Here is a 13,174-nt window from a genome sequence, read left to right on the forward strand (position 1 = left end):
ATGGCATCCGTCGCACATCCGGTGCGAGAGGGCATTCGTGGGCCGAACATTGCTTCGGCCGACGTCCAGCTCCCCGCAGTCCGTGATTACGAACAGGTCGATCGCGATATCATCGCGACACTTGGGTTCACCAAGAAGTGGTTCATCGGCCTGGCCCTCGCCATCCTGGCCATGCTCTGCGGCGCCTCCGCGTGGATCTACCAGATCTACTGGGGGCTCGGGCAGGCCGGTTACGAACCGCCGGTGATGTGGGGCAACTACATCATCACATTCGTTTTCTGGGTCGGTATCGGTCACGCCGGGACGCTCATCTCGGCCATTCTGTACCTCTTCCGCGCCGGCTTCCGCACGTCGATCTATCGCGCCGCCGAAGCGATGACGGTGTTCGCGGTTATGACCGCCGGGCTCTTCCCGATCATTCACATCGGGCGTCCGTGGAAGTTCTTCTGGCTGATTCCGTATCCGAACTGGCGCCTGCTGTTCCCGAACTTCAAGTCGCCGCTGGTGTGGGACGTCTTCGCCATCTCGACGTACCTCACCATCTCGACCACGTTCCTCTTCATCGGCTTGATCCCCGACTTCGCGGTGCTCCGCGACAAGGAGACCAACCCGACGCGCAAGCGGATCTACAGCATCCTCTCGCTCGGCTGGCGGAACAGCGACCGTGAGTGGCGCCACTTCGCGAAGGCGTACCTGTTCCTCGCCGCCTTCTCGACGCCGCTCGTGCTCTCGGTGCACTCGGTCGTTTCCTTCGACTTTGCCATGGCGCTCACGCCGGGCTGGCACGCGTCCATCTTCCCGCCGTACTTCGTCGCCGGTGCCATCTTCTCCGGCTTCGCGATGGTGTGGACGATCGCCATCCCCATGCGCAAGTGGTTCAAGCTCGAGCACTACATCACGCTCAACCACCTCGATGCGACCGCCAAGGTCGTGCTCTTCACCTCCATGGTGGTCGGGTGCGCGTACCTCATCGAGTTCTTCATCGCCTGGTACAGCAGCGTGCGTCCGGAGCAGGAGTTCTTCTGGAACCGTGTCTTCGGGCAGTGGTGGTGGGCCGCGTGGATCATGCTCCTCTGCAACATGGCGCTGCCCATGTCGCTCTGGTCGCAGAAGCTCCGCCGCAACCCCGCATGGCTGTTCATCCTGTCGCTGTTCATCAACCTCGGCATGTGGTTCGAGCGCTTCGTCATCGTGGTGCCGTCGCTCTCCCACGAGTTCGAGCCCTGGCAGTGGGGTAGCTACACCCCCAGCTGGGTCGACATGGCCTTCCTCGTCGGTTCATTCGGCTGGTTCTTCATGTGGTTCCTGCTGTTCGTCAAGCAGATGCCCGTGATGGCCATCATGGAACTCAAGGAAATCGTGACGCCGCGCTTCAAGAAGGCGCACGGCCACGGAGGGCATCACTGATGCAGGGCGTGCTTGGGGTTTTCCATCACCTCGATACGACCGTCACGGCGATCGAGGAACTCAAGAAGAAGAAGCTGGGCGATGTCACCGTGTACTCGCCCACGATCCGCCATGAACTCGATGAGGCGATCGCCGGCCCGAACAGCGTCGTCCGTCGGTTTACCCTCATCGGTGGTCTGCTGGGCGTCAGCTTCGGCTACTGGGTCGCGATCTGGTCCAGCAACTACTGGCCGCTCGTCACCGGCGGCAAGGCCATTGCGTCGTGGATCCCGTACACCATCATCGGCTTCGAAGTCATGGTGCTCGTGGGCGCCCTGTCCACCGTCGCCGGCATGTTCATCAACTCGCGTGTCCCTCGCCTGACCACCACGGTCGGCTACGATGACCGCTTCTCCTCCGGACACTTCGGCGTCTTTATCGCGTGTGACGCGGCGAAGGCGACGCAGGCCGAAGAGCTCCTGCGTCATGCCGGGGCCGAGGAGGTGCGCCGTGAAGCCTGAGCTTTCCAACCAGATGCCGTCAGTCGTGTCGCGTGCGTTGCGCGCCTCCGTGGCCATCATGCTCCCCGTAGCGTTCGGGGCCTGCTCGTGGTTCACCGACTTCAAGAACCAGCCGCGCATCGAGCCGTGGGAGCCGTTCTCCCAGAATGAGGCCGACTCGCTCACGCCGCCGCGCGGGCAGCCGCAGTACTCGGTGCCGGTGCAGGGCACGCAGGTCGCGGCCTGGCAGATCGGCTACCAGCCGCTGCCGCAGGTGATCGACAGCTTCACGCCCATTCCGAACCCGACGCCGGTGTCCGAGGCCTCGCTCGAGAACGGCAAGAAGAACTACCAGATCAACTGCGCGGTGTGCCACGGCGCGGCCGGCGACGGCAACGGGGGCCTCAAGAAGGTCAATCCGGCCTACGGCTTCAGCCCCAGCCTGCTCACCGAGTCGGCTCGGGGTCGCTCCGACGGCTACATGTACGGCATGCTGCGCAACGGTCGCGGCATCATGCCCAGCTACAACCGTATCGAAGAGAACGACCGCTGGGACGTCGTGAACTACGTGCGGGCACTGCAGAAGGGCGGCGCGGACACCACGCTCCACGGCTACCCCGGGCAGAACGGCACCACCGTGCCGGGGCCGTCGCTCACGGCGCCCACGCGTCCGTCGCCGTTCGCCAAGCCCACGCAGCAGCCCACCGTCGGGTCGCCGAACATCAACTCGGCCACCTTCAAGGGCAACAACGAGAACGACACCATGCGCAAGCTGCACCTCGGCCCGCCGTCGGCCGCTGGTGAGGGCAAGGAGAAGCACGAGTGAGCCAGCACTATCACTACCCGTCGCGCGAGGAATTCGCGCGGCGCCTCTCCGCCAAGTCGGTTCCGGGCGGCCTCAAGACGGCGGCGCTCATCGCTGCGGTCGTCGGCATCGGCGTCTTCGTCATGGGGCTCTTCACCAACCCCGACCGCGCCTGGCAGGCGCTCCAGTACAACTGGACGTACTTCGCCGCCATCTCCACCGCCGGCGTCGCGTTCGCGGCCGTGCAGCGCATCGTCACCGCGCGGTGGTCGCGTCCCATCGTGCGATTCGCCGAGGGCTTCTACGCCTTCGTCCCCATCGCCTTCGTCATCCTCATCGCCATCCTGTTCTTCAGCGGCGACCACATCTTCACGTTCCGCGGCCGCGAAGCCGCCCCAACGGAAGAGAAGGCCGCGTACCTGAGCAATGGGTGGTTCATCATCCGCGGGCTCTTCTTCTTCGGCGCCATCACGGTGCTGCAGGGGTTGTTCGTCTGGAACTCGGTCAAGATGGATGTGGCCGTGCTCCCCGAATACGGCGCCAAGTGGGCGGCGGGGCTGCGCGCGAAGATGCGTGCGGGCTGGAGCGGCGACGAGCGTCGGGAGCTGCACACGCAGCACTCGCTCATGGGCAAGCTCGGTGTGGCCGTGCCCATGGCGTTCGTGATCGGCTGGTGCTTCATGGCGTGGGACTACTCCATGACCATCTCGCTGCACTTCCAGCAGACCATGTACGCGTGGATCGTGTTCATGACCGGCTGGGTCAACATGGTCATGCTGTTGTCGCTCCTGACCATGTGGTGGCGCAACCACCTGGACATGAAGGACATCGCCACCATGGACCACCTGTGGGATCTGGGTAAGCTCTGCTTCGCCTTCACGGCGTTCGTGGGCTACATCAGCTTCTCGCAGTACCTGGTGATCTGGTACGGCAACATGCCCGAAGAGACCCACTTCTACCGCCTGCGCCTGTCGGGCGTCTGGAAGCCGGTCACCCAGCTCATCCCCATCTTCGGCTTCGTGCTCCCCTTCTTCGGGCTCATCTCGAAGGCCGCCAAGATGTACCTGCCCACGTTCGTGCTTTTCGCCGTGTGCAGCCTCATCGGGGTGTATCTCCACCGCTACATCGAGATCTATCCCAGCATCTACGGCGAGGCCACGAGCCTGCCGTTCGGTCTCCAGGAGATCGGCACCACCATCGGCTTCCTCGGACTCTGGGCATTCAGCTACTTCAGCTTCATGGATGCCTTCCCCGTCATGCGCGTGTTCATGATGACCACGCCGTTCAAGGACGAGGTGCAGGTGCCAGTTGATGCGAAGACCATGGAGCCGCTGCCGGCGCACGAGTAAGCGCCAGCACACGGACCAAGAAACGCGGGCGGCATTCCTCAGGGGATGCCGCCCGCGTTCGCATTTCGGTTCAGCCCCGGCTCGACGTCAAGTCGCGGCGCTCGCCTCCAGCGCCGCCACCCGATGCAGCACCGGCACCACGCTGTCGGGATTGAGTGAAATGGAGTCGATGCCCGCGCGCACCAGAAACTCGGCGAACTCCGGGTAGTCACTCGGCGCTTGCCCGCAGATGCCCACCTTGCACCCCACGGCATGGGCGTCGGCGATGAGCCGCTCGATGGAGCGGAGCACGGCCGGGTTTCGCTCGTCGAACAGTGAGGCCAGCAGGGCGTTATCACGGTCCACACCCAGGGTCAGCTGCGTGAGATCGTTGCTCCCAATGGAGAAGCCGTCGAAGCGTGCGCCAAACTCCCGCGCCAGCAGCACATTGCTGGGGATCTCCGCCATCACGTACACCTCGAGCCCAGCCTCGCCCCGCACGAGCCCGTGCCGCTGCATCTCCGCCAGGACCTTGTCGGCTTCTTCCAGCGTACGGCAGAAGGGAATCATGACGACCACGTTGCGCAGTCCCATCGTTTCGCGCACGCGCCGGATGGCGCGGCACTCCAGACCGAAGCCTTCGCGGTAGCGATCGTCGTAGTAGCGCGAGGCACCACGAAACCCGATCATGGGGTTCTCCTCGTGTGGCTCGAACGCGCGACCACCAAGCAATCCGGCATACTCGTTCGTCTTGAAGTCGCTGAAGCGCACGATCACTTGCTCCGGCCACTGCGACGCGGCGATCTGCCCAATGCCCGCCGCCATGCGGTCCACGAAGAACGCGGCCGGCGAGTCGTGCCCCTGCGTGAGTGCCAGGAGCTGCGCCCGCTCGTCGTTGGAGAGCTGTTCCGGGTGGAGCAGCGCCATGGGATGCGCCTTGGCCATGTGCTCGATCACAAACTCGATGCGCGCCAGACCAATGCCGCGCACCGGCAGGCGCCACCAGCGCATGGCCATGGCCGGATCGGCCACGTTCAGCATGATGGCCGTACGTGTCTGGGGCATGGCCTCCAGATCAAGCGTGTCCTCCCGGTACGCCAGCGCGCCCTCGTACACCGTCCCCGTTTGCCCTTCCGCGCAGCTGACCGTGACCGTTCGGTCGTTCAGCACGGCCGTTGCACCGGTCGCGCCCACGATGGCCGCGATGCCCAGCTCCCGGCTCACAATGGCGGCGTGGCTGGTACGGCCTCCGCTGTCGGTCACGATGGCAGAGGCGCGCTTCATGACCGGCACCCAGTCGGGGTCGGTCTGCCTGGCCACGAGCACCGCCCCCTCCTCGAAGCGGTGGGCTTCGTGCATCCCGCTCAGCACAATCGCCCGCCCCGTGGCAATGCGGCTGCCCACGGCAACACCAGTCACCAGCACCGGTCCGGTCCCTTCGAGCGTGAACGTACTGACGTTGGAGGTCTGCTCACGGGAGCGTACCGTCTCCGGGCGGGCTTGCACGATGTACAGCGCGCCGTCGAGACCGTCCTTGGCCCACTCCACATCCATGGGACAGCCGTAGTGCGCCTCAATGCGCGTGCACCAGCGGGCGATCTGCAGCACCTCCTGGTCGGACAGACAGCGCGTGGCACGCTCGGCCCCCGTGGTGTCCACGTTGACCGGTGCCCCATCGGCCGCCAACACCATCTTCAGCTGTTTGAGCCCCGTGGTGGCATCCAGGATGGGAGCGAGCGATGGATCGGCAAGCAGCGGCTTGAAGACACGCCATTCATCGGGATTCACCACGCCCTTCACCACGTTCTCACCAAGTCCCCAGGCACCGGTGAGAATGACCAGTGATCGGAAGCCCGATTCCGTGTCGAGCGTGAAGGCCACCCCCGAGGCGCCCACATCGCTGCGCACCATCTGCTGCACGCCCACCGACAGCGCCAGTCCGTCGGCCGCAATACCATGATGCGCGCGATAGGCAATCGCGCGGTCGGTGTAGAGCGAGGCGAAGCACCGGGGAATGGCTGCCAGGAGTGACGCCTCACCCACCACGTTCAGAAAGGACTCCTGTTGCCCGGCAAAGCTGGCGTCGGGCAGGTCTTCCGCCGTGGCCGAGCTGCGCACGGCGACTGGCGGGTCCGGTTTGCCCGCGCGTTCGGCGAGCTGCGCATAGCGTGCCTGCACCTCGGCGATAACTGCGTCGGGGAGCGGCGCCGCCAGCATGGCGCCGCGAATGGCCGTCCCTACCTCGGGCAGCGGCGTGCCGGAGCGCAGGCGTGCCAACTCGTGCGCGATGATGGCCGCAAGACCGTTTCGCTCCAGAAACAGCCGGTATGCCGCCGTCGTGAGCGCGAACCCGTCGGGCACCGCAATGCCGAGCGACACGAGGTGTCGTCGCATCTCCCCCAGCGATGCATTCTTGCCGCCCACCGCAGAGACGTTGGCGCGCGAGAAGTCGTCGAACCAGCCAGCAAGCGGGGTGGTCACACGGCCATCCATCCACCATCGGCCGTCACCACGGCGCCGTTGATGAAGCGCGCCGCATCGCTCGCGAGGAACAGCGCCAGTTCGGCAATGTCGCTCGACTCGAGCCAGGCCGGGATGAGCGTGGCGAACTGTCCGGCACGCGCGGCGCCCACCGGGTCGAGGCGGTCGGCGGGCATGCTTTCGGCGATATTCGTTTTCGTGGCTCCCGGGCAGATCGCATTGCACCGGATGCCGCGCTGCGCGTACATCCACGCCGTGCTGCGCGTGAGGCCAAGCAGGGCGTGCTTGGACGTGGTATAGGCGGCCCCGGCCGCGCCGCCGCTCAGCGAGGCGATGCTGGCCACGTTGAGGATGGCGCCGTGTCCCTGGCCCAGCATGGCCCGCACGGCCATCCGGCTGGTGTACATGGGGCCATCCACGTTCACCCGCATGACGCGGTGCCACACGTCGTCGGTGAGTTCGCCCACGCCGGCCATGTAGTCCATGATGCCGGCATTGTTGACCAGCACATCGACGCGGCCGTGACGGTCGAGTGCGCCCTGCACGAGTGCCTCCGCGTCGGTGCGCTCCCCAATGTCGCCGACCATGGTGTGTATACCTCGACCGGCGGCCTCGACCACGGCCGCCAAATCATCGAGGCGAGCGGCGTGCACATCGCCTGCCACCACGAGCGCGCCTTCACGCGCAAACAGTTCTGCCGTGGCACGGCCAATACCTGAGGCTGCGCCGGTGATGATGATGACCTTGCCGTCCAAACGCATGGCTGCTCCCGAGGCTGGTGGATCCAGCCATGGTGTGTCCCGGAGGTGCGGCGCGCCATCAGGGAGTCCCTGTCGGTCGATCGGGGGGCGCCCCCCTGTACTCGGGCGTCGGGCGCCGATAGAATACGAGGCTGTTCGGGGGCGTTAGCTCAGCTGGGAGAGCGCGCGCTTTGCAAGCGTGAGGTCATCGGTTCGATCCCGATACGCTCCACTCCGTCATTCACGAAGGGCCGCCACCTGCTCAGGTCGCGGCCCTTCGTGCGCTTGGGGGGTGCGTTCTCACCTCACCGCAGCACCACCTGCCGCACCGTGAGATCGTCAATCCGGTCCACGTCCACGGCGACCCCGAGCCCCGGCGTGTCCCACGGCACGGTCACCATGCCGTCGGCGCTCATGGTCCACTCCGGCGTGACGATGTCGCGCGCCCAGTAGCGTGCGCTGGGCGACAGGTCCCCCGGCTTGGTGAACCCCGGCAGCGACGCCAGCGCTACGTTGCACGCGCGCCCAATGCCGCTCTCGAGCATCCCGCCGCACCACACCGGGATCCCCGCACTCACGCAATAGTCGTGAATGGCCAGCGAACTGGTGAAGCCACCCACCCGCCCCGGCTTGATGTTGATGATGCGTCCCGAGTCGAGCGCGACCATGTCGCGTGCACGGTCCACCGACGTGATCGACTCGTCGAGACACAGCGGCGTGCGCAGCTGCCGCTGCAACGACGCGTGCTGCACGATGTCATCCCACGCCAGCGGCTGCTCGATCATCATGAGGTCGAGATCGTCGAGCTGCGCCAGCAGGTCGGCGTCCGACAGCTGATACGCATTGTTCGCGTCGGCCATGAGCGGGGCGTCGGGGCCGAGCGCCTCGCGTACGGCGCGCACGTACGCCACATCCTGACCGGGGGCGATCTTGATCTTTACCTTGCGGTAGCCCTCCGCGATCGCGGCGCGCGCCTTCTCCACCAGCGCCTCGGGCGACGACTGTATGCCCAGCGAAATTCCGGTGGCGATCTCCCGTCGTGTGCCCCCCAGCAGCTGCGCCAGCGGCACCCCCTGACGCGTGGCTTCCAGCACCCACATGCCCATCTCCACCGCAGCCTTGGCCATGAAGTTCCCGCGGAAGTCCTGCTCGAGCGCCGCGTGAATGTCGCGCGGATGAGCGAACAGGCGTCCGAGCACCCGCGGGGCGACCCACTGCGAGATGGCAATCCACGCCGTATCGATGGCCTCTTCGCGATAGTTGGGCTCCTCGGGGGCGACGCCTTCACCCCATGCGGTCACGCCGTCGCCATCACGCAGTTCCAGCAGCGTGATGCGACGTTCCGATGTCGCCCCCGACGAAATGCGAAAAGGTTCGCGCAATGGCAGGCGGATTTCACGCAGGGTGATCTGTTCGAGCGGAGCCATGGGCACGGGATTCGGAAGTGGAGGGAAGGAAAGCGGGCAGCACCGGCCAACGCTCAGCTGCGCGCCAACTCGTAGAAGGGCGAGGAGTCACCGGTAGCACGCTGGAACGCCTGCACGGTGTATCCACGGGCGAGGTAGTGTTGGAACGCCGCCCGCGTGGCCATTCGCCACGCCACGCGCTGCTCGTGCGTGAGCCGGGTATGGTCCACCGGCACGGCCACGCGCACCACCTCCGCATCCGGGAACCCCGGCGTTTCGGGCAGCACACCGTCTGCCGCGACGCACACGACGGCGGTGCCCGTAGGCCGAACGAGCGGCACGGACGGCGTGGCCATTGTGAGATCCCACGCGGCAATCCATCGGTCCGTCTCCAGGGCGCCGTGCAACGGGCTGCCGGTGTTGCTGCCGTAGAGGTTCACCGCATACTCCGCCACGCGCGCTCCCAGGCGCATGAGGTTTAGATGGGCGTTCCGGGCCACCAGCGGGTCGAACGTCCAGTACATCGTACGCGCCCCCACCTGCAGACAGCGGGCGCGCTGGTACTGCTTGAGCCGTTCGCCCACCCGCCCGCCACGCGCCTCCGGGCGGACGGCCAGCATGTCCGACCAGTGCGCTATCGCACCGTGCCGCACGCCGGTCAGGCCGTACACGAACCCCAGCATGCGGCCGCTGGGGCCGAACGCACCCGCACACACGCCCCCCATCTTTTGGCTTACCATGAGCATGGCCGGCGGGACCACTTCGGCGAAGCCCGGCCCCCAGATCTCGTCCTGCATGGCGACGCAGTCGGAATAGTCGTCCGCCGTGGTCAGTTCGCGAATCGCCACGCCGTCTGCGTAGGCGATCGCGGTATCGGTGGGGTGCGGGATGGCGCGGGGAGAATCGGACATGACGGAAAGATGTCAGCGGGCGCAGACCCGCGTGGGGATGGCCCCGCGGCAATCCGCTGGCCGTCCGTGCGATCGACGGATACGTTGGCGCAGCACCCACCGTGAGAGGCGATGCCGATGGTCTCGGCATCGCTTGGTATACATCGTCAGCACGAGCGTGTCCACCATGGCGATGACTCGAGACGTCATCGACCAGGGGCGACACACCGGGGCAACCCCCGGTCATGTGCTGCGCGGCCCCGGCGCGTCCCATTCCCGCACTCCCTTATGACCTGCGACATCTCCGACCTCACCACCGTTCCGGCCGCCGTGCTGGCGCTGTTCACCGAGGCGCAGCGCGACGGCTTGCTCGATCTGCGCCGTGACCTGCACGCGCACCCGGAACTCGCGTTTCAGGAGTCCCGCACGAGTGCCGTGCTCGAGCGGGCGCTCGGTCTGGCCAATCCGGTCAGTGTGCAGCGCGTTGCCGGCACGGGGCTGGTGGCCCGCATCCGCGGGCGCGATCCCCACGCTCCGGTGGTCGCCGTGCGCGGCGATATCGACGCCTTGCCCATTCACGAGGCCACCGGGCTGCCGTACGCCTCGCAGCACGCCGGGGTCATGCACGCCTGCGGGCACGATGTGCACGCCACCTGGGCCGTTGGCGCGGCATGGTTGCTGGCGCAGCAACCGGCAGCGGGCGACGTGCTCGTGGTGCTGCAGCCCGCCGAGGAAACCGGAGAGGGAGCCGCCGCCATCCTGGCCGCCGGCGCGCTCGACGAGGTGGTCGCCATCTTCGGGGCGCATGTCGATCGGCGTTTTCCGGTGGGGCAGGTGGTCGCTCAGGCGGGTTCGCTTGCCGCCGCCGCCGATACCTTCTCCATCGTCCTGCACGGGCGTGGCGCGCACGGCGCGCGACCCCACGAGTCGGCCGACCCCGTGCTGGGCGCCGGCATTCTCATCGCGGCCTTGCAGGGCGTGGTCGCACGCCGCGTGAACCCCTCCGTGCCGGCCGTCCTCACCGTGGCCACGATGCAGGCGGGCACGGCCCCGAACGTCATCCCGGAAAGCGCGCGCATTGGAGGTACCCTGCGTGCCACCGACCCGGTGACCCGGGCCCTGCTCGCCGACGAACTCCGGCAGGTGGCGCACGGCATCGCGGCGGCACACCGCCTCACGGCGGAGGTCGACGTCGAGCTCGGTCCACCGCCCATCGTGAATCCCGAACAGGCGGCCGGGTGGGCTCGTGAGGCGGCCGTCCGGTTGCTGGGGCACGACGCTGTGGTGCCGCTGGGCATCACCAACATGGGGGGCGAGGACTTCGCCTACTACATGGAGCGCATCCCCGGGGCCTTTCTGCGTATCGGGGCACGCGAACCGCACGGCGACCCCACACCGGCGCACACACCGCAGTTCTTCGCGGCCGATGGCAGCGTGTTCGTGGGAGCCGCGGTGCTCGCCGAAACCGCGCGCGTCGCGTCGGCGGTGTTTGCGGCGCCGCGGTAGTCGCCGACTACCAGCGCACCTGGGCAAGCACGGCGGCACTCCCGCTCGCCGTCGTGCTGACCTCGGCGGCGTTGACCAGCATCACAGACGCGCCGGCAGCTTCCCGCCCCGCCGCGACATCGGTGTCCAGCTCGGTCTGCAGGGTGGTGGTCGCCAGCGCCTTGGCGGCATCGAGCGAGGGCGCCTGCACCAGCAGCGTCCCCTGCACGCCAAACTCCCCCCCCTCCCGCCGGTATCCCACGAGGAAGCGGGTAAGGGCGGGGGCGCTCGCCACACGGCGACCCATCCAGGGAGCGGCGCGCGGTGCCGGTTCGCCAAGACGCACCAGACTCGCCGCACGCAGGGTGTAGTCGCGGCCGCTCCGATACCCGCTGGCCGGGGGCGCGTCGGTCACGGTTACCAGATACGGCAGGCCGAAAGGCGACGTGGCCAGCGCCTTTTCGTCCACCCGACGGATGGTGCCGCGTACCGGTACGCCGGAAAACTCAAACTGCACGACGTCGCCGGGACCGAGGTCCTGCTCCGGGTCGGAAGGCATGGCCAAGCGATGCATGCCGGGAGTGTCGGCACGCCGTCAGACCGTCTGAAGCGGCTGGGGCGCCCGCCGCTACACCTGGGCGGCGCTGGAATCCGCGCGCTGCACCTTCTCGCGGTACATGTCGGCGTCGGCCATGGCCAGCAGTTCGGGGGCACTGACCCCGTCTACCGGAGACATGGCGCAGCCGATGCTGGCGGCTAGTGGCACCACGGCGCTGCCCTCGTGCCCAAAGGGGCGCTGGAGCGACGCCTCGATGGACGCCTTGACGTGGGCGAGGTCGCGGTCGCTCCTGACATCGGGGAGCAGCACCACGAACTCGTCGCCCCCCAGACGGGCGACCGCATCGGAGCGCCGCACGCACTGCACCAGCCGATCCGCCACCACGCGCAGCAGCCGATCTCCCAACGCATGTCCGTGACGGTCGTTCACCTCCTTGAAGCCGTCGAGGTCGATGAAGAGCACCCCGGTGTTGCGGTGGTATCGCGTGCCGAAGGCCAGCGCACGCTCCAACTGGTCGAGGAAAAGCGCCCGGTTGGCGAGGCCGGTCAGGGGATCGTGCGTGGCCCGGTGGGACGCGTCCACGCGCGCCGCTTCAAGCGCGGCCAGCCGCCGCTGACGCTCAATGGCAAAGGTCAGCGACCGCGCGAGGTGAACCGGTGGCAGGTGCTGCTTGTCGTGACACTCGTGCGCTCCCGCTCGCAGGGCGCGCACGGCCAGCACATCATCGAGTGCCCGGGCATACACGACCACCGGAACCGTGGGGGCGGCCCCGCGGATCCCGGCCAGGGTGGCCAGCCCCGACGCATCATCCACGTCGAGCTCCAGCACCACCGCATCGTAGGACTGCTCGAGCAGCAGCCGGATGGCACCCGAGAGCGATGGCACACAATCCACGCGCACGTCGAACTCCCGATGCGCCGCCAGGGACGCCTCGGAACGTCGGGCGGCCACCGGGTCGTTCTCCACCAGCAGCACGCGCAGGCGCGCGCGCCCCGCCAACCGGCCGGGTGGAGACGGTACCGGTGCCGTCATGGCCGCCTCATCACAAAAATCCCTCTCCAGGAGTTTTGCATGTCTTCCGAAGCCCCGTCTGCAGTGACCGCGGGAACGCAGGCGCCCGATTTCTCCCTGCCGTCCACCGCCAACACGATCGTCTCCCTGGCCAGCTTCCAATCACACAAAGCTGTCCTGCTTGCCTTTTTCCCCAAGGCGTTCACCAGCGTATGCACCAGCGAATTGTGTGCCTTCAGTGATGACTTCGATGCCTTCGCCGGTCTGAACGTGGAAGTGCTGCCCATTTCGGTGGATCCGGTTGAGGTGCTGCAGCAATTTCGCGACGCACACGGCATGCGCGTGCAGCTCCTGTCCGACGTCGGCGGCGCCGTGGCGCGGCAGTTCGGGGCCATGTGGACCGACGGACTCATCGCCAATCGGGCATACTTTCTGATCGACCGGGCCGGCGTGGTGCAGTGGGCGCACATCGAGCAGCATCCTGGACTGCGGCGGGAGAATGAGGAAATCTTCGAGAAGATCAAGTCTGTGACCTGAGATGGATCCGTTCGGTCAGCTTGTCCGACGTTCTGGGTAGGCCTAC

12 protein-coding genes and 1 tRNA gene are annotated in these 13,174 nt (G+C 67.0%); 7 read left to right on the forward strand and 6 right to left on the reverse strand.

Going from position 1 to position 13,174, the window contains the following annotated elements:
- From nrfD to O9271_RS03485, 4 genes are read left to right on the forward strand one after another with little or no spacing between them, the layout of a single operon-like run.
- Positions 1 to 1,407, forward strand: coding sequence for an NrfD/PsrC family molybdoenzyme membrane anchor subunit (nrfD, locus tag O9271_RS03470; protein WP_298266219.1), 1,407 nt, complete (start codon positions 1 to 3; stop codon positions 1,405 to 1,407).
- The gene (locus O9271_RS03475) at positions 1,407 to 1,907 is read left to right on the forward strand and encodes a DUF3341 domain-containing protein (protein ID WP_298266220.1); all 501 of its coding nucleotides are present in this window, start codon (positions 1,407 to 1,409) and stop codon (positions 1,905 to 1,907) included. The genes nrfD and O9271_RS03475 overlap by 1 nt, the downstream gene beginning before the upstream one ends.
- A complete protein-coding gene (locus tag O9271_RS03480; protein WP_298266221.1) occupies positions 1,897 to 2,712 on the forward strand; it encodes a cytochrome c in 816 nt (271 codons plus the stop codon). The genes O9271_RS03475 and O9271_RS03480 overlap by 11 nt, the downstream gene beginning before the upstream one ends.
- Complete coding sequence (locus O9271_RS03485) at positions 2,709 to 4,040, forward strand: hypothetical protein (RefSeq protein WP_298266222.1); 1,332 nt, start codon at positions 2,709 to 2,711, stop codon at positions 4,038 to 4,040. The genes O9271_RS03480 and O9271_RS03485 overlap by 4 nt, the downstream gene beginning before the upstream one ends.
- Positions 4,041 to 4,127: 87 nt before the next feature.
- Here the strand turns inward: O9271_RS03485 and ppsA are convergent, their stop codons facing one another.
- Positions 4,128 to 6,500 carry a phosphoenolpyruvate synthase gene (ppsA, locus tag O9271_RS03490; protein WP_298266223.1) on the reverse strand — a complete coding sequence of 791 codons (2,373 nt, stop codon included), beginning with the start codon at positions 6,498 to 6,500 and terminating at the stop codon, positions 4,128 to 4,130.
- Entirely contained in the window at positions 6,497 to 7,261 is a 765-nt protein-coding gene (locus O9271_RS03495; protein ID WP_298266224.1) for an SDR family oxidoreductase, read from the reverse strand. The genes ppsA and O9271_RS03495 overlap by 4 nt, the downstream gene beginning before the upstream one ends.
- Before the next feature lie 138 nt (positions 7,262 to 7,399).
- On the opposite strand from O9271_RS03495, the gene O9271_RS03500 reads away from it, so the two are divergent.
- Positions 7,400 to 7,472 (forward strand) — tRNA-Ala (locus O9271_RS03500).
- Positions 7,473 to 7,545: 73 nt separating this feature from the next.
- On the opposite strand, the gene menC is transcribed toward O9271_RS03500, so the two are convergent.
- Together menC and O9271_RS03510 are read right to left on the reverse strand one after the other, a co-directional pair.
- A complete protein-coding gene (menC, locus tag O9271_RS03505) occupies positions 7,546 to 8,667 on the reverse strand; it encodes an o-succinylbenzoate synthase (protein WP_298266225.1) in 1,122 nt (373 codons plus the stop codon).
- Between the two features lie 53 nt (positions 8,668 to 8,720).
- Positions 8,721 to 9,557, reverse strand: a complete 837-nt coding sequence (locus O9271_RS03510; RefSeq protein WP_298266226.1) for a hypothetical protein — start codon at positions 9,555 to 9,557, stop codon at positions 8,721 to 8,723.
- A 267-nt stretch (positions 9,558 to 9,824) separates the two neighbouring features.
- Between O9271_RS03510 and O9271_RS03515 the strand changes: the two genes are divergently transcribed.
- Positions 9,825 to 11,042 carry a M20 family metallopeptidase gene (locus O9271_RS03515; protein ID WP_298266227.1) on the forward strand — a complete coding sequence of 406 codons (1,218 nt, stop codon included), beginning with the start codon at positions 9,825 to 9,827 and terminating at the stop codon, positions 11,040 to 11,042.
- 7 nt (positions 11,043 to 11,049) lie between these two features.
- Here O9271_RS03515 and O9271_RS03520 read toward each other — a convergent pair whose 3' ends face one another.
- Both O9271_RS03520 and O9271_RS03525 read right to left on the reverse strand, forming a co-directional pair.
- Positions 11,050 to 11,580, reverse strand: coding sequence for a hypothetical protein (locus O9271_RS03520; protein WP_298266228.1), 531 nt, complete (start codon positions 11,578 to 11,580; stop codon positions 11,050 to 11,052).
- Positions 11,581 to 11,649: 69 nt separating this feature from the next.
- Positions 11,650 to 12,612 (reverse strand): GGDEF domain-containing response regulator, encoded by a 963-nt coding sequence (locus tag O9271_RS03525; protein WP_298266229.1) that lies wholly within the window; start codon positions 12,610 to 12,612, stop codon positions 11,650 to 11,652.
- A gap of 39 nt (positions 12,613 to 12,651) precedes the next feature.
- Between O9271_RS03525 and O9271_RS03530 the strand changes: the two genes are divergently transcribed.
- Complete coding sequence (locus O9271_RS03530) at positions 12,652 to 13,128, forward strand: peroxiredoxin (RefSeq protein WP_298266230.1); 477 nt, start codon at positions 12,652 to 12,654, stop codon at positions 13,126 to 13,128.
- Positions 13,129 to 13,174 lie beyond the last annotated feature (46 nt).

It is taken from the genome of Gemmatimonas sp., assembly GCF_027531815.1.
Lineage (GTDB): Bacteria > Gemmatimonadota > Gemmatimonadetes > Gemmatimonadales > Gemmatimonadaceae > Gemmatimonas.

What these genes read in the sequence shown, in the direction of transcription:
- O9271_RS03525 (WP_298266229.1), bottom strand. Translation starts at nt 12,612, where the DNA reads ATGACGGCACCGGTACCGTCTCCACCCGGCCGGTTGGCGGGGCGCGCG.
- O9271_RS03530 (WP_298266230.1), top strand. Translation starts at nt 12,652, where the DNA reads ATGTCTTCCGAAGCCCCGTCTGCAGTGACCGCGGGAACGCAGGCGCCC.
- O9271_RS03515 (WP_298266227.1), top strand. Translation starts at nt 9,825, where the DNA reads ATGACCTGCGACATCTCCGACCTCACCACCGTTCCGGCCGCCGTGCTG.
- nrfD (WP_298266219.1), top strand. Translation starts at nt 1, where the DNA reads ATGGCATCCGTCGCACATCCGGTGCGAGAGGGCATTCGTGGGCCGAAC.
- O9271_RS03510 (WP_298266226.1), bottom strand. Translation starts at nt 9,557, where the DNA reads ATGTCCGATTCTCCCCGCGCCATCCCGCACCCCACCGATACCGCGATC.
- O9271_RS03495 (WP_298266224.1), bottom strand. Translation starts at nt 7,261, where the DNA reads ATGCGTTTGGACGGCAAGGTCATCATCATCACCGGCGCAGCCTCAGGT.
- O9271_RS03475 (WP_298266220.1), top strand. Translation starts at nt 1,407, where the DNA reads ATGCAGGGCGTGCTTGGGGTTTTCCATCACCTCGATACGACCGTCACG.
- menC (WP_298266225.1), bottom strand. Translation starts at nt 8,667, where the DNA reads ATGGCTCCGCTCGAACAGATCACCCTGCGTGAAATCCGCCTGCCATTG.
- O9271_RS03520 (WP_298266228.1), bottom strand. Translation starts at nt 11,580, where the DNA reads ATGCCTTCCGACCCGGAGCAGGACCTCGGTCCCGGCGACGTCGTGCAG.